Here is a 26,030-nt window from a genome sequence, read left to right as displayed (position 1 = left end):
TGCGATGAGTCTCGGATTAACTGCACTAGAACTGGCAAGAATTCAGTTTGCTTTCACTGTGTCTTTTCACATTATTTTCCCTGCAACCTCTATTGGTTTAGCCTGTTTCCTTGCACTGCTGGAATGGAAATGGTTGCGGACACAAAACCCTGTTTACAAAGATCTATTCAAATACTGGATTAAAATTTTTGCTGTTGCATTTGCTATGGGTGTTGTTTCAGGCATTGTCATGGCCTACCAGTTTGGTACCAACTGGAGTGAGTTCTCGCGTATCTCAGGGAGTGTGACGGGACCATTACTCACCTATGAGGTTTTAAGCGCATTTTTCTTAGAAGCAGGCTTCTTAGGAATCATGCTTTTTGGTTGGGGCCGAGTCACCGCAAAAGCCCATTTTTTTGCCACACTTATGGTCGCCATTGGAACCTGTATTTCCATGTTCTGGATTTTATCCTCTAACAGTTGGATGCAAACACCACAAGGCTTTGCAATAGAAAATGGCATCATTGTCCCGACAGACTGGTGGGCAATTGTATTTAACCCCTCGTTCCCCTATCGCTTTGCACATATGGCAACAGCTGCATTTTTAGTGTCTTCATTATTGGTTGTAGGCACAGCGGGCTGGCACCTGCTTAAAGGTCGTCGTGATGAATTAATTAAAAAATCATTCTCTATGGGTTTATGGATGGTGCTGGTAACCTCTTGTTTACAAGTGGTTATTGGCGACAACCATGGTTTAAACACCTTAAAACATCAACCAGCGAAATTGGCAGCAATTGAAGGACACTGGGAGACCAACCGTGACCATGCGATGCCACTTCTGCTGTTTGCAACACCAAACATGCAACAAGAAAAAAATACAACTGAATTCGGTATTCCCTATTTAGGCAGTTTGATTCTAACCCACTCCTTAGATGGCGAAGTCACTGGATTAAAGGATTTTGCAGCTGAAGATCGCCCAAATGTAGCCATCGTGTTCTGGAGCTTCCGTGTCATGGTGGGGCTTGGCATGTTAATGGTACTGCTGTCTTTAACAGCCTTATGGTTACGCAAAAAGAATCGGCTATACGAGTCTACATGGTTTCATAAATTCGCCATTGTGATGGGCCCAACGGGTTATATCGCTTTACTCGCAGGTTGGGTTACAACAGAAGTAGGAAGACAGCCTTGGGTGGTTTATGGCGTGTTACGTACCAAAGATGCGTTATCGCATACCGTAACAGCAGACCAAGTGGGACTCAGTCTGATCATTTTTGTATTGGTGTATACCGTTGTATTTGGTGCTGGGATTTATTATATGTTCAGACTCATGAAATCTGGACCTGAGTTTTTAACTCATTTAAATCCTGAAATAACCGGTTTAGGGCATTTTAAAACCCCATTACGACCACTCAGTGCTGTGGATGATCCAATCGATGGACAACAAGCGCCGCTAGATCAAAATAAGGAGAAACATCATGATTGATCTCGCTTTAATATGGGTCGGCATTATCGGTTTAGGTGTACTGATTTATGTAGTGATGGATGGTTTTGATTTAGGTATTGGAATTCTCTTTCCATTTATTCCAGACCGACAAGAACGTGATGTCATGATGAATACGGTCGCCCCTGTCTGGGATGGTAACGAAACATGGATGGTGCTTGGCGGCGCGGGATTATTTGCAGCCTTTCCGCTGGTCTATTCTACGGTACTCTCTGCTTTATACCTTCCCATTATATTTATGGTGGTCGCATTGATTTTCCGTGGTGTTGCCTTCGAGTTCCGCTTTAAAGCAACTCGAACCAAATACTTATGGGATCAAGCCTTTATTTGGGGATCGATCTTATCTAGCTTTTTCCAAGGGGTTATCCTTGGTGCATATATCCAAGGTATTCAAACCTCTGCGGGTATTTATAGTGGCGGTGTATGGGATTGGTTTACCCCTTTTTCACTTTTCACTGGTTTAGGTGTTGTTGTCATGTATGCCACTTTAGGTTGTGGCTGGTTGATTTTAAAAACGGAAGCGCGTTTACAAGACATCATGTATACGCTGATGCCAAAGCTGTTAATTACGTTAATGATTATTTTTGCTGCCGTCAGTATCTATACCCCGATCACACATCCTGAAATTGCCCAGCGCTGGTTTGCATTACCAAACCTTATATATTTCAGCCCTGTGCCTATTTTAGTTGTACTCTTTTCTGGTTTAATTTTACATGCCTGTAAGCAACGACATGAGGTCAAACCTTTTGTTTATACGCTGGCATTGGTTTTTCTGGCATTTACTGGATTTGTAATTAGTTTATGGCCAAACATCATTCCACCATCAGTTTCAATTTGGCAAGCCGCTGCGCCAGAATCAAGTCTTAAATTTACCTTGGTCGGTGCGGCAATTCTGATCCCAATTATTATCGCTTATACCTTCTTGTCTTACTGGGTTTTCCGAGACAAAGTCCGTATTGGTGATGAAGGCTACCATTGATCAAGGAGTTTTAGATGAACAAATACATCAAACAACTCACCCCTGTAACATGGTTTATTTTGTTGTGGTGTTTCGGTTTTGCGGCATTGGCTTTAATTGCGGGTTTATTTAGATTGATGCTTATTAGGCATATACCTATTGATGATCTGACTAGCGAAGAAAGGATAAGTATTTAACTATGCTTATCCTTATTTATAGCCAAACCACCTAAATATTTATACAACTGATTTGCATCAAGTCATTGATCAGAAATGAAGCTTAAGTATTTGTATAAACTTTTAGAAACTGCTGGTTATCAATTCACTTTTTGTGCTTTTGAAGCATAGATACTTATCCTACCGTGGGGCGACAAGGATGTCGCCGTTGAGCGGGGGTATAGGATGTACCCCTCGCTCAATAAAAGATTTTTGTCCCTTTTTATCTCTAAAAAGGGAGGCATCGCCTACGCAAAGATATTTAAACTTTGAATGTAAGGTGTGGCAATGCAAGCTTTTTAGAATCAAACAATTTATTTTCTCCATACAATTGATTTAATTAAAAATGTTAATTAAGAGAAATTATATTCTTGTGTCTCAGTTTTTACAGGTTAACTATACTTGGACGCTTAAATGTCCTGACTACTAAAGATGATACCCCTTGTTTTTAATAGGGGCACCATTTAATTTATCGGATTAAGCAAAAATTTAGAATTTAAAGGTATAGGTTGTGATAAAACGATTTTCCACAAAATCTTTGCCTGGCATGTTTCCAACCCCATATTTAATATTGGCATCAATATAGCGCCATTCCACTCCAAGCCCCTTTAACCGTCCTTCTGGAACAGTATAGTTTACAATCAAATTCTTCTCGGTTTCTTTATTATCCTTAAAGCCAGCCCGATAAATGTCACTACCATTTAAATAACGCAAGGTCAGTTTCAAGCCCGGTACGCCATGATCTTTAAAGTCATAACTATATAAGGCATGCCAAGTAAACTCTTTCGCTTTATAAAATGCAATTGCAGACCAAGTCTGTAAATATCCTTGCGGGACATAACCATTTAAAAGTGGAATATTATCCTCACCGAAATGTTTTTGCACACCCGCTAAAAAGGTATTTGGACCATGTTGTGCACTCGCTTGTAATCCTACAGACTGGACATCGATGTTTCCAAAATAAGCATCGCCATCCTCTTTATAATTAAAATAGCGCGCATCTACTTTTAGCTTGGTCTCATTGACTTTTTCTGTATAAACCGCATTGAAATAGTGTTGTTGATAAATATCTTCCAACTGACCAAACCAGTATGAACCAGTGAAGTTTGGGCTAAACTTATAGTCTAATCCGATAAAATTTAAACCATCACTTCTTTTGTTGGGATCTGTGGAGTTGCCCAAAGTGAATTTTCTATATTCATCATCATCTCGGGCATTAACATGGGTAAAACGGCCTGCGGACAGTTTTAAATTTTGAATGTCTTGGCTTTCTAACATTACCCCAGCATAGGTCGTCACCAATTGTCGAGAATCATCAATAAATAAAACTGGTGTTTTTGGAAAAAGCTCCCCCACTTTAAGCTCTGTATTTTGATATTTAAGTTTTAAGGTGGCACCTAATTTTAAATAATCCCGTGCTTGTTGGGCTTCACTTTTGTCATATTTAAAAACGGTATCTAAACGTTCATCATAACGATCATTTAAACGTAGGGCATATTGAAAACCAAAATCCAAACCGACTTGTAGCGCAGTGTCGCTATAACCCGATTCAAAGCGCCCAGATGCCGCCTGCGACCAACTGCCGAGGTCATGTTTGGTATCTTCGTAGTCACGTTCATTATAGAAATTACGTAAATAAATACTGGTGTTACTCTCTTCTAAAAACTCGGCATAAGCGGCATCTATACTCAGACATCCAAACAGCGTATAAAGTGCAACTCGTTGAGTTCTATAAAGCAGATTTAGCTTTAACATGGGAAATCCTTTCCTGAATCTTTGAAATTCTTGTTGTGTAAGTTCTAGGGTGTTCTTTGTCTTATCCTCCAGACAAAAACTTTTGCACTTCCTTAAAATATAAATAAATTCAAAACGATATAATTAAGGGAATACATCAGCACTCCCCCATTATCAGAATTATTAATGTAATTTTCCATGTATAATGTGGTATATGTTTATACCTTTTCAGTCATACCACTGCTATTTTAAACCTAGATAAACAATTTTTTGCTGTATAAAAATACATTTTAAGATATTGAAAAATAAATATTTTTTATTGTTTTTTAATGATCTAACAACATTGTTATTTTCAAGCTATAGCATGACAGCATCACAGTTTTATCATTTGAGCAGGTTAAATATACCTTTTAAGTATTTAAAGATACCGAATTCAGTCTAGATAAGGGGATTACATTCAATTAAGGTATATAGAAGGATTTATGAACCAAGCAAGATTAGGAATGATGCTGGCTCAACGCACAACATATCTTAAAAGATATGACGCAAGCCAGCATTATGGCAAGATTAAGGAGATAGCCATGACAGCCAATAATATTAGAATTTTCGAGACGGAAGAAGTACAGAATTTCATTAACCTACTCAGCGGACTTGAGCAAGACGGTGGAAATCCTCGTACTAAGCAAATCATTCATCGAGTGGTTTCTGACTTATTTAAGACCATTGAAGATTTAGAGATTTCTTCTGACGAATATTGGGCTGCAATTGCATATTTAAACCAGTTAGGTACCAGTCATGAAGCAGGCTTACTTTCTCCTGGTTTAGGCTTTGACCACTTCCTTGATATGCGTATGGATGCAATTGATGCCGCTTTGGGTATTGAGAACCCAACCCCGCGTACCATTGAAGGCCCCCTTTATGTCGCAGGTGCACCTGTTGCCCAAGGTTTTGCTCGTATGGATGATGGCAGTGATCCAAATGGTCATACCCTGATTTTGCACGGTACAATTTACGCTGCAGATGGTCAACCACTGCCAAATGCACAAGTTGAAATCTGGCATGCCAATACCAAAGGTTTTTATTCACACTTTGACCCAACTGGCGAACAACAGCCTTTTAATATGCGTCGTACCATTATGACAGATGCTCAAGGTCAATACCGTGTACAAACGATTCTGCCTGCAGGTTATGGCTGTCCACCAGAAGGCCCAACTCAACAATTGTTAAATCAATTAGGCCGTCATGGTAATCGTCCTGCACATATTCATTTCTTTGTATCTGCAGATGGTCATCGCAAACTAACCACGCAAATTAACGTTGCTGGCGACCCGTACACTTACGATGACTTCGCCTACGCAACACGTGAAGGCCTTGTGGTTGACGCAATCGAACATACAGATGCAGCAGCGATCCAAGCCAACGGTGTTGAAGGTCCATTTGCCGAAATGGTATTTGACCTCAGACTTAGCCGCCTTGTAGATGGTGTTGATAACCATGTGGTTGACCGCCCTCGCCTACAAGCTTAATTCAGCTAAAAGTCATTTTGTGAATCTTGAAATCAGGCGAGCTGTAACGGTTTAGCCTGATTTATTTTATGGAAAAGATATTTAGATGGATATTCATACTTTTGATGCAGCAAGCAATACTATTTTAGCCGTTGTACCTGAAGATGCGAAAGCTCTGGCTCGACTGCGTGCCATTCTACAGGCAGGTCAATTTCCGACGGTTACAGTGATTGGCAAATATAATCATGGTAAAAGCCGACTGTTAAATGAGCTTATTGGTCAAGATATTTTCTCAGTTGCGGATAAACGAGAAACGGTAGCCCTCTCCGAACATCTGCAACATCAAATCCGCTGGTTAGATGCACCAGGTTTGGATGCTGATGTGGCGACAATCGATGATCAACTTGCTCAAGATGCGATGTGGAACAAAGCGGATATTCGCCTAATGGTGCATTCGGTACGTGAAGGTGAGTTTGATCCTTATGAATTACACTTATTCCAGCAATTCGAGCGAGATGCAAAGCAAACCCAACGACAAAGCTTACTGCTGCTTACTCAAATTGACCAGATTCCAGATCAAGCCGTTTTAGCACAGATTATTGATAGCATTCAAAATCAAGCACCAACTGCAACGATACGACCTGTATCAGCTACACGGCACCGTCAAGGTATCGAAAATTCCAAACCCGTACTGGTACAACGCAGTGGTATCCCCGAACTACAACACACACTTCATCTGATGCTTGAGCAAGTCCCCGCAATACGTCAATTTGAAAAAAAACAGATCATTGTTGATCTAAAAACGCGCTTATCCCAGCATCTAGAAACCATTCAAAGCAACATTCAGCAACTTACAGCAAGCTTACAGCAGCAACGCCAAAATTTTGAGCGTGATCTCAATCAAATATTAGATAAAGTGCGTCAAGATTTACAACCGGTCCTACAGATCTCTGGGCAGGATAATTCGCTAGAACCAGATTCTTTTGCCAATATGTATAAAGTAACCGCGGGCAAACGTGATCGTAACCGTATTCAAGTGGCTTATTCTCGTGCCTGTATCGAAATCAATAGCCATCTGGTGCGCTATGGTGTGGTGGGTTTACCCGATACGCAAAAAAGTAATGTCCGCAGTCTAGATACGGTCATGGTTGCGGTGATGGGGGTTTCAGTCAAACTGCGTAAGGATCTCAATCTTATTTTTGTCGAAGAATCAGGTCGTCAGCGTTTACGTGGTGAATTTGCCCATTATTTTGAATTGTCTTCTGATCGAATGCAGTTGCAACAGCAATTACTTAATTTGCAGCAGCAACAGCAGCTCATCATACAAGCTCAACAGGCATCAACCACTTTGGAGCAGGTATAATGACCGTCCATGATTCGCATGATTCGATTCAGACACTGATTGCGAGCACCGAAGCTTTTGATCAGCAGGAACAGGACATCATCCTGCATTTAAATAAGATGCACACGTGGCATCAACAACTGGCGATCAATCTCAATAAACAACGTATCAATCCCATTGGACTGACATCATATAGTCAGATTGCCCAAGACATCGCAGTACTCAATTCACAGCTTGAAAGCTATCTCAGCCATTGGGAAACACAATTAGAAACCCTACATGCTGCACAATCCATCGCAGATCATTTTGACGATAAGATTATTTTGCTGATTTTCGGAAAATTCAATGCGGGTAAAAGTTCATTCTGTAATGTATTGGCAGAGTGTTTTCACAGACGCCAGCAAAGCGTTGAATATTTTTATCTCGACTCAGGTCAAATTATCAATAGTCAGGAGCGTTTTAAAGAAGGTGCCACAGAAACCACCACACGCTTACAAGGGGTTTGTTTAGCAAACAACCTCATTTTATTGGATACCCCAGGACTTCATTCCGTTACGCCAGAAAATGCAGCATTAACCCAACGCTTTATGGATAGTGCGGATGGTGTCCTTTGGCTCAGTAGTTCCTCCTCACCCGGTCAAGTCAAAGAATTAGCGGCTTTGGGGCAGGAATTACGCCGACATAAACCGTTATTGCCAGTGCTGACACGCAGTGATTATTTTGAAGAAGATGAAATCGATGGCGACATTTGCCAGATTCTATGCAATAAAACCTCTGACCAACGTTATCTGCAAGAAACCGATGTTCAAACCCGCGCTATTGACCAACTGATCGCAATGCAAGTTGATCCTGTGCTGTTGCAATCGCCAATTTCAACCTCCTCACAGATGTTGAAAAATGCGGATTTCAATGATCAGGCCATGCAAAATGCAGGTTTTAATCGTTTATTTGATGCACTTTTACATTTGATCCAACCTGCTCTGGCTTATAAACATCGTAAACCTGCGGAAGCCTTGTTACATCATTTACAAGAACAAATTCTAACGCCTTTACAACTTGAGGTTGTGCCACAACTGCATCAATTACAGCTGCAGCTAAGCAATGCTATGAGCGCTTTGCTGCAACATAAACAGCAAATCATTACGCAAACATGGCGCAGTATGATTGCAACCCTACCAAGCTTATTAGAGCAACATGCCGAGCAGCAAGCGGTGGATGAATTGTATAGTGCACTGACCCAACAGGCTCAACAGCTTCTATCACAACATATTGCAAATACTTTATCGGATTATCAACTGCAATATACCCCTCTCAGTCCGTTACAGTTTGCTGAGCATCTGGCATATGAAGTGATTTATGCTGATGATGCAACCGAGATCTTAGCCATTGGCCATGACCGTTTATATAGCGAGATCTCACATAGTTTGTGGCAAAAGCTTGATCAATATAGCGATGAAGTTATCGCACAATGCCAAGAACTGCTGAGCAATCTTCAAGAGCAAATTGCCATCATCCAGCAAGGCATAATCAATGACGAACAGGAACTACAATACATTGCGAATTCATTAAGAATGCAAGGATAAAGACCGAAAATGTCATTTTAAAATCATTAATTCAATAGGTCTCATTCATAAATCAAAAAAGATCATATTGAGTGAATTAGATTGGTATTGAAAGTCCCTTCTCCCGTTGGGAGAAGGCGAGGATGAGGGGACTTTAGCTTGATCTCAGCGCAGACACAGACTCGATTAATCCCCATCGAGTTGAAGTGGAATCCCTTCCTCTTCAAAGACTTGCCGAATACATTCTAAAATCTTAGGTAAATAAGGACTTTGATCCATATTTCTCACGGCTAATGAAATAGGACTATAGGCCTCTATATCCAAAATCGGAATATAGACCAGATTTTTCATGCCTATTTCACTGGCGCTTTCAGGAATAATGCATATCCCCTCCCCAGATGAAACCAAGCCCAAAGCCATATGGATTTCTCGAACTTCAACCATATCTTTCGGTACCAAGCCTAATTCGGTAAAAATAGATTGAATCAAGGTTGAGAAATTGGGCTTCTGTGTGGCTGGATAAGAAAAAATAGGTTCATTGATAATTTGCGATAAATAAATACCTTTATCGATATAACTGGTTAAATGATGATTTTTATGCGCGGCTAATTTTAATTTCTCTTTGTACAATAAAATGCGCTTAATCGATGGATCACTAATTCTTAAACGACCAAAGCCTAAATCTATTTTACCCAGTTTGAGTGCTTCGATTTGATCTTTGGTACTGTGTTCAATCAGCTCAACCTGAATGTCAGGGTTATTTTGACGAAATAAATAAATTACCTGAGGCAATAACGCATACAGCAATGAACTGACATAACCAATACGGACAATTGTATTCATTGAACTAATACGCTTCGCCATAGAGGTGGCTTGCGCAGTATGAGTCAAAATTTGTACCGCATGTTGGTAAAAGAATTGTCCTGCTTCAGTTGTTCTTACTGGACGTGTGCCACGCTCAAATAAAAGAATACCGAGTTCTTCTTCTAACTTTTGAATCTGACGGCTCAATGGCGGTTGAGCAATACATAATTTTTCTGCAGCTTTGGTAATACTCTGCTCTTCGACCACTGTAACGAAATAACGAAGATATCTTAATTCCATCTCTATAAATCCCTTTTATATACCTTTTAAGTATCTAAAAATACCAAAATCGGCCTAGTTAAAGATATTACATTAAATTAGGGTATATAAATAGATTGATACTTAAGAAATAACCACGATGTACAAGTCCATAGAAACGCTGTTAATCGAAATTCCAACGATACGTCCTCACAAGATGGCCGTTGCGACAATGCAAACCCAAACCTTGGTCCTGATTAAAATCACGACTGAAGATGGTTTAATTGGCTGGGGTGAAGCGACCACAATTGGCGGTTTAGGTTATGGCGAAGAAAGCCCTGAAAGTGTAAAAACCAATATTGAAACCTATTTTGCGCCATTGTTAAAAACACTGTCTGGTGCCAATATTGCCCAAACAATGCAAGTGATCCATCGTAATATCAACGGTAATCGTTTTGCGAAATGTGCTGTTCAAACTGCATTATTAGATATTCAAGCGCAACGTTTAGGTCAACCCCTGAGTGAGATTCTAGGCGGTCGCTTACGTGACAGTATTCCTGTGCTTTGGGTTTTGGCATCGGGTAATACCGAAAAAGACATTGCCGAAGCAGAAAAAATGATTGCGTTAAAACGTCACAATGTCTTTAAGTTAAAAATCGGCTCACGTCCTGTTGAACAAGATGTTGAGCATGTATTGGCAATCAAAAAAGCCTTGGGCGCAGACATCTCAATTCGTGTAGACGTTAACCGTGCTTGGTCTGAACTGAATGCAATTAAAGGGATTCAAATGCTTCAAGATGGTGGCGTTGACCTGATTGAACAGCCTTGTGCAATACATAATATTGATGCTATGCAACGTCTTAGCCGTAAGTTTGATATCGCGATCATGGCAGATGAGTCGTTAACAGGTCCGCAAAGTGCTTATAACTTGGCAAAAACCAATGCAGCCTCAGTTTTTGCGGTAAAAGTTGCGCAATCTGGTGGTCTGATTGAAGCATGTGAAGTCGGCAAAATCGCCAATCTGGCAGGTATTGATCTTTATGGTGGCACTATGCTTGAAGGTCCTGTTGGAACAATTGCCTCAGCACATGCCTTCTCTACATTTAGCAATCTCGCAGCGGGAACTGAATTATTTGGCCCACTGCTACTGACTGAAGAAATTTTAAAAACACCGCTTCAATATGGCAATTTTGAGCTCAAAATTCCAACTGGTCCGGGCCTCGGCATTGAACTAGATGAAGACAAAATCGACAACCTACGTCGTCAATAATTCAAGGAGCTGACATGCTTTTCCAAGTACGAATGGATGTACACATCCCCCTCGATATGCCCGTCGAAAAAGCCAATGAAATTAAAGCAATTGAAAAGGCTTATTCACAAGATTTACAACGTCAAGGGAAATGGCGTCATATCTGGCGTATTACAGGTCAATACTCAAACACCAGTATTTTTGATGTAGAGAGCAATGAAGAACTCCACAATATTTTACAGGGATTGCCTTTATATCCTTATATGAATATCGAAGTGACTGCCTTAAACCGTCATCCGTCTTCAATTCGAGAAGATGACCATTAAGCAGCGGGTGTAAATTCATTGACCAAATAACTGTGAGATAAGTTCTTTCTCACAGTTTTTTTAAGTTTCTATACATGTCTATCTTTGCTAATGCGGCATGTATAGAAATTTAAAAACATGGATAAAAGGTTCGTCTTATGATTGATAAAAGTAAGCTCTCGTTGACTGAGGTTCTGTCCCACATCAAAGATGGTGCAACCATTATGATTGGTGGCTTTGGAACAGCAGGACAGCCCGCAGAGCTGATCGATGGGCTGATTGAACTTGGCGTTAAAGATCTGGTGATTGTCAATAACAATGCAGGCAATGGCGATTATGGTCTGGCTAAACTGCTTAAATCGGGTGCAGTTCGTAAAATCATTTGTTCTTTCCCACGTCAGTCTGACTCTTGGGTATTTGATGAACTCTATCATGCGGGCAAGATCGAACTGGAACTGGTTCCACAAGGTAATCTCGCGTGTCGTATTCAAGCCGCAGGAATGGGTTTAGGTGCAGTGTTTACCCCAACAGGTTTTGGCACCTTATTGGCAGATGGTAAAGAAACCCGTCATATCGATGGCAAAGACTACGTGCTTGAATATCCAATTAAAGCAGACTTTGCACTGATTAAAGCACATCAAGGCGACCGTTGGGGCAACTTGGTTTATAACAAATCAGCACGTAACTTTGGTCCAATTATGGCGATGGCTGCAGATGTCACTATTGCACAGGTTTCAGAGGTGGTTGAACTGGGTCAGCTCGATCCTGAACACATTATTACCCCAGGGATTTTTGTTCAGTATGTGGTTGCAGTTAATGCAGCCAATGGTAATGGAGAATAACAATGAGCTACCAAAAACTAAGCCGTGACCAAATTGCTGAACGTGTTGCCCAAGATATTCCCGATGGTGCTTATGTCAATTTAGGTATTGGTTTACCGACCAAGATTTCAAAATATCTGCCAACAGACAAAGATGTCTTTCTACATTCTGAAAATGGTTTATTGGCTTTTGGTCCTCCACCCGCCAAAGGTGAAGAAGATCCTGAGCTGATTAATGCAGGCAAAGAATATGTCACCATGCTAACGGGTGGCTCGTTTTTCCATCATGGTGATTCTTTTGCCATGATGCGTGGTGGACATCTGGATATTGCTGTATTAGGTGCATTCCAAGTGGCAGCTAATGGTGATCTTGCCAACTGGCATACCGGTGCGCCAGATGCGATTCCTGCGGTGGGTGGTGCAATGGATTTGGCTGTAGGGGCAAAGAAAGTGTTTATCACCACCGATCATGTAACCAAACAAGGTGAACCTAAGATTGTTGAAGAACTAAGCTATCCCGTGACAGGTAAGCATTGTGTTGATCGTATTTATACCGACTTATGCGTGATTGATGTGACTACAGATGGCTTAAAAGTACTTGAAAAAGTTGCAGGTCTGAGCTTTGAAGAATTACAGGCTTTGACGGGTGCTCACTTAATTGATGCGACACAGGGATAATAAATCCTTCCTTTGCGGAATGATTAAATCTCCCCTAACCCCTCTTTATGAAAGAGGGGAACTTCTTCTTTTACAAAGAGGTGAGCTGTGGTAGTAGCAGCGCAAGGGAGATTATTTAAGGATATAAACAACATGAAAAACGCTTACATCATAGATGCCATCCGTACTCCATTTGGTCGTTATGCCGGTGGTCTTGCACCAGTCCGTGCAGATGACCTCGGTGCTATTCCAATTCAAGCATTGATACAACGTAATCCAACGGTAGATTGGCAGCAAGTCGATGATGTGATTTATGGTTGTGCCAATCAGGCTGGTGAAGACAATCGTAATGTCGGGCGTATGTCAGCATTATTGGCAGGTGTGCCATACCAAGTGCCAGCAACCACTGTGAACCGTTTATGTGGATCATCACTGGATGCAATTGCCATGGCAGCTCGTGCCATCAAAGCCAATGAAGCAGATTTAATCATTGCCGGTGGTGTAGAAAGCATGAGCCGTGCGCCCTATGTGATGGGTAAGTCGGACAGTGCTTTTGGACGCAGTCAAAAGATTGAAGACACCACCATGGGCTGGCGCTTTATCAACCCAAAACTCAAAGAATTGTATGGTGTGGACAGCATGCCACAAACTGCTGAAAACGTGGCAGAGCAATTCAATATTAACCGTGCGGATCAAGATCAGTTTGCGCTCAACAGCCAACAACGTACTGCGGCAGCACAAGCTCAAGGCTTTTTCCAAAATGAGATTGTGCCTGTCACTATTCCACAGCGTAAAGGTGATGCTGTGCTTGTGGATACCGATGAACATCCACGTGCATCAACCACTTTAGCAGCACTGACAAAACTTAAAGGCGTGGTCAAAGCTGATGGTACGGTCACGGCGGGTAATGCATCAGGGATTAATGATGGTGCAGCGGCATTATTGATCGCCTCAGATGAAGCTGTAGAAAAATACCAATTAAAACCACGCGGCAAAATTATTGCAGCAACCACGGTGGGGGTTGAACCACGAATTATGGGCTTTGCACCTGCGCCTGCAATTAAGAAACTGCTCAAACAAGCTGATCTTAGTTTAGCGCAAATGGATGTGATTGAACTAAATGAAGCTTTTGCTGCCCAAGCTTTGGCTGTAACCCGTGATTTAGGTTTGGCAGATGATGATGCACGCGTCAATCCCAATGGTGGTGCAATTGCTTTGGGTCATCCTTTGGGTGCATCAGGTGCCAGACTGGTGACCACTGCCTTAAATCAACTTGAACAGATCAAGGGTGAATATGCCTTATGTTCAATGTGTATTGGGGTAGGTCAAGGTATCGCACTCATTATCCAACGTGTTGATCAAAATTAAGGAACGAGCAATGCCAACTTTTCAATCAGCGGATGCACAAATTAATTATCAAAGTTTTGGAAACCCTAACTCCCCTGCACTGGTCTTTTCAAATTCCTTAGGGACCAACTATGGCATGTGGCAAAAGCAGTTCAATTATTTTAAAGAACGTTTTTTTGTCATTTGCTATGACACCCGTGGACATGGTTCTTCATCTGCGCCACTAGGTCCTTATACCTTGCCCCAATTGGCTGAAGATGTGATTCGATTACTGGATCATTTAAATATTGAAAAAGCCAGTTTCTGTGGCATTTCTATGGGGGGGTTAACAGGTCAATGGTTAGCCATCCATTATCCACAACGATTTAATGCTGTTGTTATCAGTAATACTGCAGCAAAAATTGGACAAGAACAAGCATGGCTAGATCGTGCCCAACTTGTCCGAGAACAAGGTTTAACTAGCATCGCAGCAACCGCTGCATCACGTTGGTTTACAGATCCCTTTATCCAAAGTCATCCTGCAATTGTCAATAATCTGTGTAACGACTTAAGTGCTGGCAGCGCAATAGGTTATGCCAATTGTTGTGAGGCTTTGGCTAAAGCGGATGTCCGCAATCAACTCAAAGACATCACAATACCAGTTTTGGTCATTGCAGGGACGCAAGACCCTGTAACTACAGTTTCAGATGGGCAATTTATGCAACAGCACATTCCGCAATCCCAACTTGTGGAAATTCAAGCATCGCATATTTCAAATATTGAATGTCCTGAAGCATTCAATGCTGCACTTGAAAAATTTCTCTCAGCAATTTTTGCGACTGAACTTTGACACTTTATCTTTGACACTTAATTTTTTGAAGCAGCATAAAGGGATAGAACATATCCCTTTATTTTTTGGCATTTCACCAAGACTTGATAAAGCATATTTAAAATAAAATGATGAGATAAAATTAAGTCTATTTATTTAAAAGTATAAATATATACCCACAAAGTAATAGAAAATTACATATAAAAATAACAATCATTTTATTTAATCAGGACCTGCATATCGATAAATCTGCTGTTTTTAGAAAACATCTAAAAACATTTCTTTCTCAATACTCTATTTCTCAACAATAATGAAAAGGATATTTCAATTGAAAAAAAGACCCTCAAATAATCAACTGAGCGATAAACACCACTTAATCAAATTAGGTGTTTTAAGTTGTTTATTGCTTGCAGGATGTAGTTCATCCTCTCGTTTAGAATCAAACCCAGTGCAAAAACAGGTCACGATTCAACGTGACAATTTTGGCACACCGCATGTCTATGCCAAGGATACTTATGGTCTTTTTTATGGCTATGCTTATGCAGTCGCAACTGATCGTTTATTTCAAATGGAAATGTCAAAACGTACAGGTTTAGGCACTGTTGCTGAAGTGCTCGGTCCTGACTATCTACAGTATGATATTGCAACCCATAGTCGTTTTAATCCTGAACAGATTAAACAACAAATTGCCCGACTTTCTCCTGAAGATCGTGCCATTTTCGATGGTTATGCTGCTGGTTTTAATAAGCGTGTCCAAGAGGTTTTGGCCAATCCAGAGCTGATGCCTAAAGAGTTTGTTGATTACGATTTTAAACCATCAACATGGCAGCCAGAAGATATCGCAATGGTCTGGGTCGGCTTAATTCTCAATCGGTTTTTTTCAGCCAGTTCAGAAGTTTCAAACTTAGATTTACTGACTCAACTACAAAAAGAAAAAGGTCCAGAAACAGGGTTAAAAGTTTATCAGCAATTACGTTGGCTAGATGATCCGAGTGCTCCCACAATTATTCAATCTAAAGTAAAACCACAAGTTTCAGCACATCAGCAACACATGTTAAAAGGTATAGCGCCTATATCAGACCAAGCAGCCAAAAACTATTTAGCTCAAGCGCGTATAGCATTGGGTAAAAGTGTGGTTGATGGCGTCCCTACAGCCAGTAATGCTTGGGTGGTCAAAGGAGATAAAACGGTAGAAGGCCAAACGGTTTTATATAATGGCCCTCAACAAGGCTGGTACACGCCTGCAATTACTTATGCGGTTGGGTTACATGGTGCTGGCTATAATCTCACTGGGATTACCCCTGTCGGTCTACCTGCTATTTTATTTGGAACCAATGGAAAAATTGCTTGGGGTTCAACTGTCGGTTCGCTTGATACCAATGACGTCTATCAACTTAGCTTAAATCCGAGCAATCCAAAACAGTACCGTTATCAAGGCAGTTATATTCCCTTTGAACATCAACAGATCAAGATTAAAGTCCGTAATCAGCCAGACCACGTTTTAGATGTGTATCAAAGTAAACAAGGCTTTGTCAGCACATGGGATGAAAAAAATCATACCGCCTATGCACAAAAACGTAGCTGGGAAGGTGTAGAGATTGAAACTTTATTGGGCTGGGCCAATGCAGCAAAAGCGAGCAACTGGCAAGAATTCCTAGATCAAGCCAAACGTGTCGCGGCTTCGATTACGTGGTTTTATGCCGATACCCAAAATAATATTGGTGTCGCTGCATTGGGTCGTTTACCGATCCGCCCTGAAAACCAGCATATTCAACTGCCTGCTCAAGGTGATGGCTCAATGGAATGGCAGGGTTTCTATGATTTCTCACATAATCCCAAAGCCTATAACCCTGAAAAAGGCTATATTAGCAGTTGGAACAATAAAGCTTATGCGGATTTACGTTCCGATTCCTCCAACTTCTCTCATGTTGACCGTGTCAATGAACTGATTGAACCCCTAGAAAGTAAAGCAAAATTAAGCCAACAAGACATTTGGGATATCAATAAAATGGGCGCTTGGTCGGATCTGAATGCGCGTTATTTTATCCCCTATATGGTCAAAGCTGCGCAAAGCCCGAACGCCTCACCTCTGGCAAAGAAAGTTGCACCAATATTGGCGAGTTGGGACTTTAAGCTTCGTCCTGACAGTGAAGCTAAATTCTATCAAGGCGCAGCACCTGTCATTATGCGTACATGGCTCAATCAAATGATTGAATTGGTGCTTAAACCAAATCTATCTGAAAATATTTATGCGCGTTACACAGATACCCTTTACCCAGTAAATAATGACCCACGGAGTACACAACCTGCCAATGCATCTAAACTGATCTGGAATGCGCTGCAAGGTAAACAAGCCAGCGTTGTTCAAACCGTTGATTTCTTAAAAGGACAATCAGCAGATGATGTGGTGTTAACTGCCTTGGAAAACACCTTAATTCAGCTTTCAAAACAATATCATTCAGACCAACCCAATGACTGGAAAATTCCTGTTGCAACAATGGGATTCTCCAACAAAAACTCAGTGGGTATTCCATGGGCTGATCAGGCACATCAACAACAGCTGAGCACCTATGGAAATACAGGGAGTGCAACCTTTAGAGTGGTACTCAATCCTGATCAAGTCAGCATGTGTTCAATTCTTGCACCTGGTCAAAGTGGATTTATTCATCGCAATGGAAAGACCGATGCACACTTCGCCGACCAGCTCGCATTATTTGAAAATTATCAATGTAAGGATGATGCGGTAAGCCAAAAGCAAATTGATCAATCGACACAACAAAGTATGACTTTAACCTATTAATTTTTACTCGAAACAGCCCAATATATAGATATATTGGGCTGTTTAAATTTTAAAGCTTGTTCAATCCATCATTTATGAAAATGATGTACATACCGGAAAATCATGCTGGTTCCTTGTGGTCGATTTTCTGCATCTTGTTCAAAATAGGCATTTGCAACAAGATGGTCATGGGGAGAAAAACTATACATCGCCCCTGGACCGATCGCCCAGACCTGTTCACGTCGTCCTTTGATATTTTCACCATCCACCTGTGTATCGGTGATTTGATTGAGCCAATATCCATTTATTCCTAACCGAAGCTGTGGTGTGACTGCATAACTACTTTCAAAATTGGCATGTAACGCTTGCCCAGCCTTTATGTCTTCAGCATTCCCAAAACTATAATTTGGATCATTATTCTTAAAGTTATAAAGATAGTGTAGGCGTGTTGAAAGCGTCCATTTGGGATTCAGCCAATAGGTTGCAGCCCAGTATGGATCAAGTGACACCGCATTGGCACTAGGGTTTATATCCTTATTACGATCATATTCACCTGTAGGTAAATTGATTTGAAATTCAAAACGATGGGAAAACTTAGGCCCATCTTGTCCCATCACTGGATCAAATTGGATAAAAGGACCGATAATAATGTCGCCCAGTCCCCTATTTGCTTTAATGGCTTGATTATTGAGGCCATCGTCCACATCTACATGTGCCAGCACAGGAATCACCATATTTAAGCCAAGATTACCATTGCCCAATTTGATATCTGACATATAACTGATTTGCTGAACAATCGATTGATAATCAATCTCTGACTGAGGGAGTGCGATTTTGTTGCCATGTGTATCGCGAATACTATCCGCGCGATAATTCTGAAAATAGGTTTGTGCATACCAACCACTACCTGCTGGAACTGCACCGTCTACAAAACTCGATAGACCTAAATTCACAGTTGGCAGATCACTGGCAAAACTTGTATGCGTAATAAAAATAAGACCCAGTATTTTCTTATTCATCTTCAATGTCCTTATTGTTGAGGCAAAATCCTCCTACAGGTAGCAATTGATGCTGCTACCTTTTTCTAACTGGATTTGCCTGTTTAAATAATATTGTTCATTTTTAATAGCGGATTATCACTGACTTTAATTCAGTGTAATCCTCAATAAATGCGTCTGAAAATTCACGACCCAGACCAGATGCTTTGACACCACCAAAAGGAACGGCAGGATCAAGGAATGTGTGCATATTCACCCAGACTGAGCCTGCTTCAATTTGTGGAATGAGCCGCAAAGCTTTCGCCAAATCATTGGTCCATATACTTGCAGTTAAACCAAAACGAGAATGATTCATCATTGAAATTAACTCTTCATCACTTTCAAAAGCAATCACATCCACCACAGGTCCAAATGTTTCCTCAATAAATAAGGGATCATCAATACCCCGCACTGTTAATAAAGTTGGCTCTACAAAATAGCCTGTTCCTGCAACGACTTTACCACCACAAATGACTTGGTTATTTTGATGAGCAAGATCCAGATAATGTTTAACCTTCTCAAAATGTGGCTTATTTGAAAGTGGACCAAACATAGAGGATTCATCCAGTGGTGAACCTATTTTAAATTGCTGAAGAGCTACGGCTGCTTTTTGAATAAACTCTTCATATTTAGAGCGATGCACAAAAAAACGTTCTGGTGCTGCACAAACTTGACCTTGATGAACAAAACTGGCTTGTAACAGTGTTGGTAAAATTTCATCAATTTGACTATCCGCTAAAATCGCAGCTGCATTTTTTCCGCCTAGTTCTAAGCTGACACGGGTTAAATCGTTATTCATCGCTTGTTTGCCAATCGCAATTCCTGTGGGTACAGAACCTGTAAACGAGACTTTTTTAATCTTTTTAGAGTCAATTAAATATTGGCCAGTTTCTCCTGTGCCTGTGACAATATTAATCACACCTGCGGGGATACCCGCTTCTATTGCAAGCTCGGCTAAACGTAATAATGAAAGTGTTGTGAACTCACTAGGTTTAAGCACGATTGTACAACCCGTTGTCAATGCCGAACCAATCTTCCAACATCCGATCATCAAGGAAAAATTCCACGGCACGATTCCTGCTACAACCCCAACAGGTTGACGCACTGTATAAGCTGTATATTTTTCACCATTGGCTGAGGGAATAGAAGGTTGCATGGTTTGACCATGAATCTTGGTGGCCCAACCAGCAAAATATCTTAAAAACACGACAGTCTGAGCAACTTCTAAGTGTCGAGAAAGATTAATCAACTTGCCTGTAGTCAAGGTTTCTAGTTGTGCTAATTCCTCCGCATGCTGTTCAACCAGATCAGCAAGCTTATTCAGCTTTTGCCCGCGCTCATAAGGTGATGTATTGGCCCAAACATTTAGAAAAGCATCTTGCGCACTGTTTACAGCGGCCTCAACATCTAGTTTAGTCCCAATCGCAATACTTGAAACAGCCTGTTCCGTTGCTGGGTTAACCAGCTCAATTCGAGTACGCGTATCATCAACTTCAATATGTTGACCATGAATAAAATGACCATGTTGACGTTGCAAAAAAGTTTGGACACTCGCTAAAATTTGTACTTGGTTCATCTTATTATCCTGTGTTCTATATAGAAATCTTGGCAATTTAGGTTCAGCAATCTCTATGAGATTCAGTTATGCATTTAGAATAAAGTCAGCACCTCGCTCACCAATCATGATGGCAATGGCGTTGGTATTTCCACTTGGTACTTGTGGGCAAATGGAACAGTCAATCACGCGTAAATTTTGAAAACCATACACTTTAAGGGTTTGGTCAGTAACGGAGTCTTGTGAAGAATTGCCCATTTTACAGCTGCCTGCGGGATGGTAGACCGTTTTAATATTTTGACGCATCCACAGATCAATCGCAGCAATGTCATCGGGATCGATATTTGCTGGTTCAATAATATCTTTGACTATAGATTTTAATGCAGGCTGTTGTAGTAAACGCAGCCCTGCCTGAACCGCGCGGATATTGGCATCAATATCTTCTTGATGACCTAAATAGTTTGGATCAATGATTGGCAAAGCATTTGGGTCTTTACTGCTTAAACGTAAACTGCCTCGTGCTTTGGGTTGTACATGTCCAACCTTAATGGTGAGACCATGTTCTTGTGCCACTGCTTTTTCACCTGGCGTATTATCAAAATTATCCAGTACTGGCAAGAAATGGAACTGTACATCAGGTCGGCCATGGTTATTGGTATCAATAAAGCCACCACCTTCTAAAATATTAGACGTTAATAAACCAGAACGGGTAAAGTGCCATTGTAAAAAGTGCCGTAGTGCTTTTAAACCTTGATCTTCCCCAAGCAAACTATTCTTGGTTGTAACAATTGCATTCACTGACATATGTAAATGGTCATGAAAATTCTCACCCACAGGTAAGTCTTGAATACATTCAATGCCCAGTTCATTTAAATGCTGTTTTGGGCCAATACCTGAGAGTAATAAAACTTTTGGACTACCAATTGCACCAGCACTGACAATAATTTCTTTGCTTGCGTGTACAGTAACAGTGGGTTTTCCAGCAATGCTATAGGTTACGCCTGTCGCCCGACCAGCATGTGTTTCGATTTTATGAACCAGTGCATCGGTCACCACAGTAAGATCTGCAAGATGTTCAACCGCTTTTAAATAGGTCTTTGCAGTACTGGCTCTTTCACCGCGCTGTGTTGTGGTTTGATAAAAGCCGACACCTGCTTGATCCCATCCATTGAGATCATTGACATATTTCATCCCCATTTGCTGACCTGCTTGGATACAAGCAAGTGTTAAAGGATGACGATAACGATTTTCACTGACAGGCAAAATACCCTCTTGTCCGTGATACTCATCTGCAAGACTTTCATTCTTTTCAGCTTTTTTAAAAAATGGAAGCACCTTTTGATAAGACCAATTGTTGCAGCCCCATTCAGATGACCATAGATCATAATCCTGACGTTGTCCACGACAGTACACCATGCCATTGACAGAGCTCCCTCCACCAAGGACTTTTCCTTGTGCAAGAATCATTTCACGGTGATTACAATGTTTTTGTGGAACCGTCATATACGGCCATGATTTTTGTTGAAATACTTTGATCACTGTTGCTGGGATCGTATGGAACATACTATTGTCCTTCGTCCCCGCCTCTAAAACCAGCACTCGTCCTGCTTTTGCTTGTAATAATCGTGCTGCGACCACACAGCCTGCTGACCCTGCCCCAATAATAATATAGTCATATTCTGCTTGCATCATGCTTGCCTACTCATCCAATTCCTTGAATAAGATTTCACCATGATTACAGCGGATGTTCTTGTTTAAACGTGACTCACTTTATGCAAAATTGTGACATTGACAACAGATCTAAAAATTCATTGACTACACTTTTAAGCGATATTGTTTCGGTGAAAGCCCGATCATCTTACGGAATAATTTTGAGAAATGGGCACTGTCACCAAATCCCCACTTCAAAGCAATTTCAGTAATCGATAGACTTTTATTTTTGCCATCTTTTAATTCATACTGAATTTTTTCGATACGATGCATTTGAATAAACTTGTGTACAGATTGCTGTTGATGTTCAAATAATCGGTGTAAATGCCGAAGTGAAATCCCTAAGTGATTTGCGATCATTTGTGCATTTAAACTTTGCTGATTGAGATGTTCAAAAATAAATCGCTCTGCTTTTATTTTGAGATGACTGGAAATTTCAATATTTTTATAGTTAATTGTCGGTTTGATTAAAGCAATTAAGGCATCTTCAAAAGCATTGCCATCCTCTTTTGCATACCAAAGTTCAATATTTTCAGGTGATAGATTTTGCAACATACCTTTCAGCAAATGCCCACTCATATTGGAAGTGTTTAATTTGCCAAAATGATCAACTGTAATGCCTTGCCTGAATAATTTCTCACGCGATAAATGCACTGAAACATGACTAAATAAACCTTGTGGATACATATCAATCGTTTCATCAGGATCAAGTAAGGTAATCTCTCCTTCATTTAAATCAATATTTTGATCTTTATAAACAATCCGCATCTTGCCTGTGTACTGAATCACCAAAAAACAGAAACGATCTTTCACCCGATCAGGCATACCACTTTTTCTGCAAATATGACTGGCATTACTTTTTATAAAAGCAACCTCTGTCTCACCCAATAGGAAGAACTTTACTTCACCAATAAATAAATTATTCTGTTTATCAAAGGTCGTTTCAAAATCACCACAGACCTTTTGAATAGATTGCTTCCACTGCACAATTTCATTTTCTTTAGCTTGATTCATATCCATTCCCCTTGGACAGATCGATTCAATAATTTGAGTAGCCTTGCTTTGTCTTTTCCAACACCGTTAAAAATTCTATCTCAATAAATCCAAATAACCGACAAATTCATCTAGATATTTGTCGGTCAGTTGATGTTTATACAATCCCCGCAATATCCTTTAAAATTTTAATAAAAATTTCCTTTTCATTTTCAGGATATTTTTCAAAAACTTCATTTTGGTGGCTATCGGCAATATCAAACAGATAATGAGCGGTTTTCTTGCCCTTTTCCGTTAACTTAAAAAACCCATCCGTTTCAATCAATAAACCATCTTTTTTTAAGATAAGCGCAGCTTGTTCGATCTCACGCATCGGCATGGCAATATCACGTGGTAAATCTGCTTTATTGGATGCGGTACCACTGCCCAACACCAATAATAATCTTGCTTCACTGGTGCGAAATCCAGTGATTAACTGCTTCGGAATATAATCGGTCTGATAAAATTTAAACGCCCGACTCATTAAATAGCAGACATTACTATATAAATGCCCTTGATGTAATTCGCCTAAGTCTTCTGCTTCTACAGTATCTTTGAGCTGTAATAATGGATGAGGAATCACACCTGAATACGCACCTTGATGATACACCAACGGACTACGCCCTTGATCATGAAACTTAACGACTTTGCCAATTATAATCCAGTGATCACCACCTTCAATAATTTCGTGTCGTTCACATTCAAACACTGCTGAACAATGGTCTAGAACTGGTGATTGACCTGCACCAACCTGATAACTTGTACCTTCATACTTATCGATATTGCGACGGGAAAACTTATTGGATAACTCAATTTGAGAACCCGATAAAATATTTACCGCAAAATGCGTAGCTTGCTCAAATACAGAAAAACTCGATGATTTTTTATCGATACTCCATAAAATGAGTGGTGGGTCTAAAGACACTGAGTTAAAACTATTTGCAGTGACTCCAACCTTCTCACCTTGCTCATTTTGTGCCGTCACAATGGTCACACCTGTAGCAAAATTACCCAATGCCCGTCTAAATTGCATTGGATCTATTTTGATTTCATCCATTGATTTTAATGAATTCATTATTCTCTCCTGAATCTTTTATCCTATTTAGCTCGGTATCTGAAATTGCTTAGTCCTGTTAAAAGCAATTAAATATCCAGTACCAATCGTGCTGACTTTGCACGGGAACAGCACACCAGTATTTGTTCATTACTGGCTTTTTCTTCATCAGTAAAATACACATCACGATGATCAGGCTCACCTTCGATCACATCGCACATACAGGTTCCGCAGACACCCTGTTCGCAAGACATTTCAATCTCAATCCCTTCTCGTGCCAGTGCTTGCAGAATGGTTTCTTCGGCATTGACCATGATGATCTTGCCGCTACGCTCAGCAACAACTTCAAATGCATCACCGTTGGTTTCAAGCTCAACCTGAAAATATTCCTTATGAATCTGTTGCTCAGGAAAATTTTGTGTCAAAGCCAAATTAATCACCCAATCCATAAATCCATTGGGACCACAGGTATAGATATGGCTTGCTTTGTCTATGTCCTGAATGGCAGATTGAAAAAACTCACGATGGCTGGCCCCTTCCGATTTAAAATGAAATGTGGTAAAGGGCGCCAATACACTATTTCTAATTTCATCAACAAAGGCACATTGCTCTGGGCTTGCCCCGCAATAATGCAGTTCAAAAGATGCGTTTTCTTGTACCAATTGATAGGCCATAGTGATCAAAGGGGTAATTCCAATCCCCCCACCCACCAGTACAGCATGTTTGGCTTTGACTAATGGAAACAGGTTTTTGGGTTCACTGACCTGTATTTGCATACCATCTTTTAAATCATCAAAAGCCGAGACTGAACCACCACGCGATTCTGGATCACGTAAAATCCCCAGTCGGAATATGCCAACATCTTTTGGGTTTTGGCATAGTGAGTACTGACGCACCATACCATTGGGTAAGTGCACATCAATATGCGCACCTGCTTCAATTTTTGGTAATGTGGCAGAATTTGCAGATTCAAACTCCATGACTGCAACATTCCCACCTTCTACATGACGGTTTCTGACAACCACGTTATAGAGTGTAGCCATGATTTATCTCCCTTTTATGCATCTCGCCCAAGGCTTAACGCATAAATAATCCACCGTTAATATCCCACGTCGCCCCAGTGACAAAAGCTGCGCTTGGGCTTGCCAACAAGGCACAGGTTTCAGCAATAAATTCCATACTACCTAATGCTTTGACTGGGATATTTTGAATAAATTGCGCCATTTTTTCGTCAGATACCACACTGTGTACAATCGGTGATTCCATTGGCCCAGGTGCTATGGCGTTTACAGTCACACCTTTAGCAGCAAACTCTTTGGCAAAGATTTTGGTCAAAGTCACAATTGCACCTTTGGTTGCAGCATAGTGTGCTCCTGTTGCAGTGCCTCCATTTTGCCCTGCCAATGAAGCCATATTGACGATACGGCCATAGCCTTGATCTGCCATATATTTGCCAATAATCTGACACGCTTGAAAGGTTCCTCGTTGATTCACTTGGGTGATCCAGTCGAAGTCAGCTGCAGTAATCTCTAAAACAGGGGTTGCCTTGGTGACCGTCGCATTATTAATCAACACATCCAATTTGCTGAATTTTTGTTGAATCCACTGCACTGCAGCATGAAAATCTTGCTGAACTGAAATATCCAGTTTTAACGCAAACATATTCTCTGCATTAGGACTACGTGCTTTGGCATTTTCAGCCTTTTCTAAGCTGCTAGCAGAGACAATCACTTGATGCCCCTGTGCTGCAAAATATTCGGCGATCACATTCCCTAAACCAGATGCTGCGCCCGTGACTAAAACAACCTGTTTCATTTTT

General features: G+C 40.7%; 21 protein-coding genes and 1 pseudogene. 13 read left to right on the top strand and 9 right to left on the bottom strand.

All coding sequences use genetic code 11. The features are described 5' to 3' along the window. The first annotated feature begins 4 nt into the window (after nt 1-4). The 3 genes and pseudogenes from ACZ5QH_RS08090 to ACZ5QH_RS08080 all read left to right on the top strand — a co-directional run. The gene (locus tag ACZ5QH_RS08090) at nt 5-1,462 is read left to right on the top strand and encodes a cytochrome ubiquinol oxidase subunit I (protein WP_303577372.1); all 1,458 of its coding nucleotides are present in this window, start codon (nt 5-7) and stop codon (nt 1,460-1,462) included. Beyond that, nucleotides 1,455-2,459, top strand: coding sequence for a cytochrome d ubiquinol oxidase subunit II (cydB, locus tag ACZ5QH_RS08085; RefSeq protein ID WP_239045976.1), 1,005 nt, complete (start codon nt 1,455-1,457; stop codon nt 2,457-2,459). The genes ACZ5QH_RS08090 and cydB overlap by 8 nt, the downstream gene beginning before the upstream one ends. Nucleotides 2,460-2,473: 14 nt before the next feature. After that, nucleotides 2,474-2,581, top strand: a pseudogene (locus ACZ5QH_RS08080) (DUF2474 domain-containing protein); the annotation flags it as partial. A gap of 561 nt (nt 2,582-3,142) precedes the next feature. Here the strand turns inward: ACZ5QH_RS08080 and ACZ5QH_RS08075 are convergent. Continuing rightward, nucleotides 3,143-4,408 carry an OprD family outer membrane porin gene (locus tag ACZ5QH_RS08075; protein WP_303578119.1) on the bottom strand — a complete coding sequence of 422 codons (1,266 nt, stop codon included), beginning with the start codon at nt 4,406-4,408 and terminating at the stop codon, nt 3,143-3,145. Nucleotides 4,409-4,968: 560 nt separating this feature from the next. Here ACZ5QH_RS08075 and catA point away from each other — a divergent pair. From catA to ACZ5QH_RS08060, 3 genes are all read left to right on the top strand, one after another. After that, nucleotides 4,969-5,913 (top strand): catechol 1,2-dioxygenase, encoded by a 945-nt coding sequence (catA, locus tag ACZ5QH_RS08070; protein ID WP_004721555.1) that lies wholly within the window; start codon nt 4,969-4,971, stop codon nt 5,911-5,913. 85 nt (nt 5,914-5,998) lie between these two features. After that, on the top strand, nt 5,999-7,255 hold the full coding sequence (locus ACZ5QH_RS08065; protein ID WP_004820446.1) for a GTPase: 1,257 nt from the start codon (nt 5,999-6,001) through the stop codon (nt 7,253-7,255). Further along, entirely contained in the window at nt 7,255-8,817 is a 1,563-nt protein-coding gene (locus ACZ5QH_RS08060; protein WP_303578120.1) for a dynamin family protein, read from the top strand. Before ACZ5QH_RS08065 ends, ACZ5QH_RS08060 begins: the two co-directional genes overlap by 1 nt. 165 nt (nt 8,818-8,982) lie before the next feature. Here the strand turns inward: ACZ5QH_RS08060 and catM are convergent, their stop codons facing one another. Next, complete coding sequence (gene catM / locus ACZ5QH_RS08055) at nt 8,983-9,900, bottom strand: cis,cis-muconate-binding transcription regulator CatM (protein WP_004721564.1); 918 nt, start codon at nt 9,898-9,900, stop codon at nt 8,983-8,985. 118 nt (nt 9,901-10,018) lie between these two features. On the opposite strand from catM, the gene ACZ5QH_RS08050 reads away from it, so the two are divergent. The 7 genes from ACZ5QH_RS08050 to ACZ5QH_RS08020 all read left to right on the top strand — a co-directional run bounded on the left by ACZ5QH_RS08050 (nt 10,019) and on the right by ACZ5QH_RS08020 (nt 17,844). Beyond that, the gene (locus ACZ5QH_RS08050; protein WP_154131035.1) at nt 10,019-11,128 is read left to right on the top strand and encodes a muconate/chloromuconate family cycloisomerase; all 1,110 of its coding nucleotides are present in this window, start codon (nt 10,019-10,021) and stop codon (nt 11,126-11,128) included. A gap of 14 nt (nt 11,129-11,142) precedes the next feature. Then, nucleotides 11,143-11,433, top strand: a complete 291-nt coding sequence (gene catC, locus ACZ5QH_RS08045; RefSeq protein WP_004820442.1) for a muconolactone Delta-isomerase — start codon at nt 11,143-11,145, stop codon at nt 11,431-11,433. Between the two features lie 137 nt (nt 11,434-11,570). Further along, nucleotides 11,571-12,254: a 3-oxoacid CoA-transferase subunit A gene (locus tag ACZ5QH_RS08040; protein WP_464016789.1), complete on the top strand. Its 684-nt coding sequence runs from the start codon at nt 11,571-11,573 to the stop codon at nt 12,252-12,254. A 2-nt stretch (nt 12,255-12,256) separates the two neighbouring features. Continuing rightward, nucleotides 12,257-12,910 (top strand): 3-oxoacid CoA-transferase subunit B, encoded by a 654-nt coding sequence (locus ACZ5QH_RS08035; protein WP_004721573.1) that lies wholly within the window; start codon nt 12,257-12,259, stop codon nt 12,908-12,910. 132 nt (nt 12,911-13,042) lie between these two features. Next, nucleotides 13,043-14,257, top strand: a complete 1,215-nt coding sequence (pcaF, locus tag ACZ5QH_RS08030) for a 3-oxoadipyl-CoA thiolase (RefSeq protein ID WP_239045980.1) — start codon at nt 13,043-13,045, stop codon at nt 14,255-14,257. Nucleotides 14,258-14,267: 10 nt separating this feature from the next. Then, entirely contained in the window at nt 14,268-15,065 is a 798-nt protein-coding gene (gene pcaD, locus ACZ5QH_RS08025; protein ID WP_303576548.1) for a 3-oxoadipate enol-lactonase, read from the top strand. A 289-nt stretch (nt 15,066-15,354) separates the two neighbouring features. Beyond that, on the top strand, nt 15,355-17,844 hold the full coding sequence (locus tag ACZ5QH_RS08020) for a penicillin acylase family protein (RefSeq protein WP_303576547.1): 2,490 nt from the start codon (nt 15,355-15,357) through the stop codon (nt 17,842-17,844). Between the two features lie 68 nt (nt 17,845-17,912). On the opposite strand, the gene ACZ5QH_RS08015 is transcribed toward ACZ5QH_RS08020, so the two are convergent. From ACZ5QH_RS08015 to ACZ5QH_RS07985, 7 genes are all read right to left on the bottom strand, one after another. Continuing rightward, a complete protein-coding gene (locus ACZ5QH_RS08015; protein ID WP_303576546.1) occupies nt 17,913-18,842 on the bottom strand; it encodes a SphA family protein in 930 nt (309 codons plus the stop codon). A 103-nt stretch (nt 18,843-18,945) separates the two neighbouring features. Continuing rightward, complete coding sequence (locus ACZ5QH_RS08010) at nt 18,946-20,436, bottom strand: aldehyde dehydrogenase family protein (protein ID WP_303576545.1); 1,491 nt, start codon at nt 20,434-20,436, stop codon at nt 18,946-18,948. A gap of 66 nt (nt 20,437-20,502) precedes the next feature. Continuing rightward, a complete protein-coding gene (locus ACZ5QH_RS08005; protein WP_303576554.1) occupies nt 20,503-22,104 on the bottom strand; it encodes a GMC family oxidoreductase in 1,602 nt (533 codons plus the stop codon). Nucleotides 22,105-22,230: 126 nt separating this feature from the next. Beyond that, the gene (gene feaR / locus ACZ5QH_RS08000) at nt 22,231-23,139 is read right to left on the bottom strand and encodes a transcriptional regulator FeaR (RefSeq protein ID WP_303576544.1); all 909 of its coding nucleotides are present in this window, start codon (nt 23,137-23,139) and stop codon (nt 22,231-22,233) included. Nucleotides 23,140-23,275: 136 nt separating this feature from the next. Further along, nucleotides 23,276-24,235 carry a p-hydroxyphenylacetate 3-hydroxylase reductase component gene (locus ACZ5QH_RS07995; RefSeq protein ID WP_171287945.1) on the bottom strand — a complete coding sequence of 320 codons (960 nt, stop codon included), beginning with the start codon at nt 24,233-24,235 and terminating at the stop codon, nt 23,276-23,278. A gap of 65 nt (nt 24,236-24,300) precedes the next feature. Beyond that, the gene (locus tag ACZ5QH_RS07990; protein ID WP_166782742.1) at nt 24,301-25,254 is read right to left on the bottom strand and encodes a PDR/VanB family oxidoreductase; all 954 of its coding nucleotides are present in this window, start codon (nt 25,252-25,254) and stop codon (nt 24,301-24,303) included. Nucleotides 25,255-25,288: 34 nt separating this feature from the next. Further along, nucleotides 25,289-26,026, bottom strand: a complete 738-nt coding sequence (locus ACZ5QH_RS07985) for an SDR family NAD(P)-dependent oxidoreductase (protein ID WP_303576543.1) — start codon at nt 26,024-26,026, stop codon at nt 25,289-25,291. Between the last annotated feature and the right edge of the window lie 4 nt (nt 26,027-26,030).

The organism is Acinetobacter sp. Ac8, assembly GCF_055392545.1.
This window is presented reverse-complemented; position numbering and strand designations above follow the sequence as displayed.

Coding starts and splice junctions, on each gene's coding strand:
- ACZ5QH_RS08065 (WP_004820446.1), top strand. CDS start 5,999: ATGGATATTCATACTTTTGATGCAGCAAGCAATACTATTTTAGCCGTT.
- ACZ5QH_RS08050 (WP_154131035.1), top strand. CDS start 10,019: ATGTACAAGTCCATAGAAACGCTGTTAATCGAAATTCCAACGATACGT.
- feaR (WP_303576544.1), bottom strand. CDS start 23,139: ATGAATCAAGCTAAAGAAAATGAAATTGTGCAGTGGAAGCAATCTATT.
- ACZ5QH_RS08015 (WP_303576546.1), bottom strand. CDS start 18,842: ATGAATAAGAAAATACTGGGTCTTATTTTTATTACGCATACAAGTTTT.
- ACZ5QH_RS08040 (WP_464016789.1), top strand. CDS start 11,571: ATGATTGATAAAAGTAAGCTCTCGTTGACTGAGGTTCTGTCCCACATC.
- pcaF (WP_239045980.1), top strand. CDS start 13,043: ATGAAAAACGCTTACATCATAGATGCCATCCGTACTCCATTTGGTCGT.
- ACZ5QH_RS07990 (WP_166782742.1), bottom strand. CDS start 25,254: ATGGCTACACTCTATAACGTGGTTGTCAGAAACCGTCATGTAGAAGGT.
- ACZ5QH_RS08005 (WP_303576554.1), bottom strand. CDS start 22,104: ATGCAAGCAGAATATGACTATATTATTATTGGGGCAGGGTCAGCAGGC.
- ACZ5QH_RS08035 (WP_004721573.1), top strand. CDS start 12,257: ATGAGCTACCAAAAACTAAGCCGTGACCAAATTGCTGAACGTGTTGCC.
- catM (WP_004721564.1), bottom strand. CDS start 9,900: ATGGAATTAAGATATCTTCGTTATTTCGTTACAGTGGTCGAAGAGCAG.
- ACZ5QH_RS08010 (WP_303576545.1), bottom strand. CDS start 20,436: ATGAACCAAGTACAAATTTTAGCGAGTGTCCAAACTTTTTTGCAACGT.
- ACZ5QH_RS08090 (WP_303577372.1), top strand. CDS start 5: ATGAGTCTCGGATTAACTGCACTAGAACTGGCAAGAATTCAGTTTGCT.
- ACZ5QH_RS07985 (WP_303576543.1), bottom strand. CDS start 26,026: ATGAAACAGGTTGTTTTAGTCACGGGCGCAGCATCTGGTTTAGGGAAT.
- ACZ5QH_RS08020 (WP_303576547.1), top strand. CDS start 15,355: ATGAAAAGGATATTTCAATTGAAAAAAAGACCCTCAAATAATCAACTG.
- catA (WP_004721555.1), top strand. CDS start 4,969: ATGACAGCCAATAATATTAGAATTTTCGAGACGGAAGAAGTACAGAAT.
- cydB (WP_239045976.1), top strand. CDS start 1,455: ATGATTGATCTCGCTTTAATATGGGTCGGCATTATCGGTTTAGGTGTA.
- pcaD (WP_303576548.1), top strand. CDS start 14,268: ATGCCAACTTTTCAATCAGCGGATGCACAAATTAATTATCAAAGTTTT.
- ACZ5QH_RS08060 (WP_303578120.1), top strand. CDS start 7,255: ATGACCGTCCATGATTCGCATGATTCGATTCAGACACTGATTGCGAGC.
- ACZ5QH_RS08075 (WP_303578119.1), bottom strand. CDS start 4,408: ATGTTAAAGCTAAATCTGCTTTATAGAACTCAACGAGTTGCACTTTAT.
- catC (WP_004820442.1), top strand. CDS start 11,143: ATGCTTTTCCAAGTACGAATGGATGTACACATCCCCCTCGATATGCCC.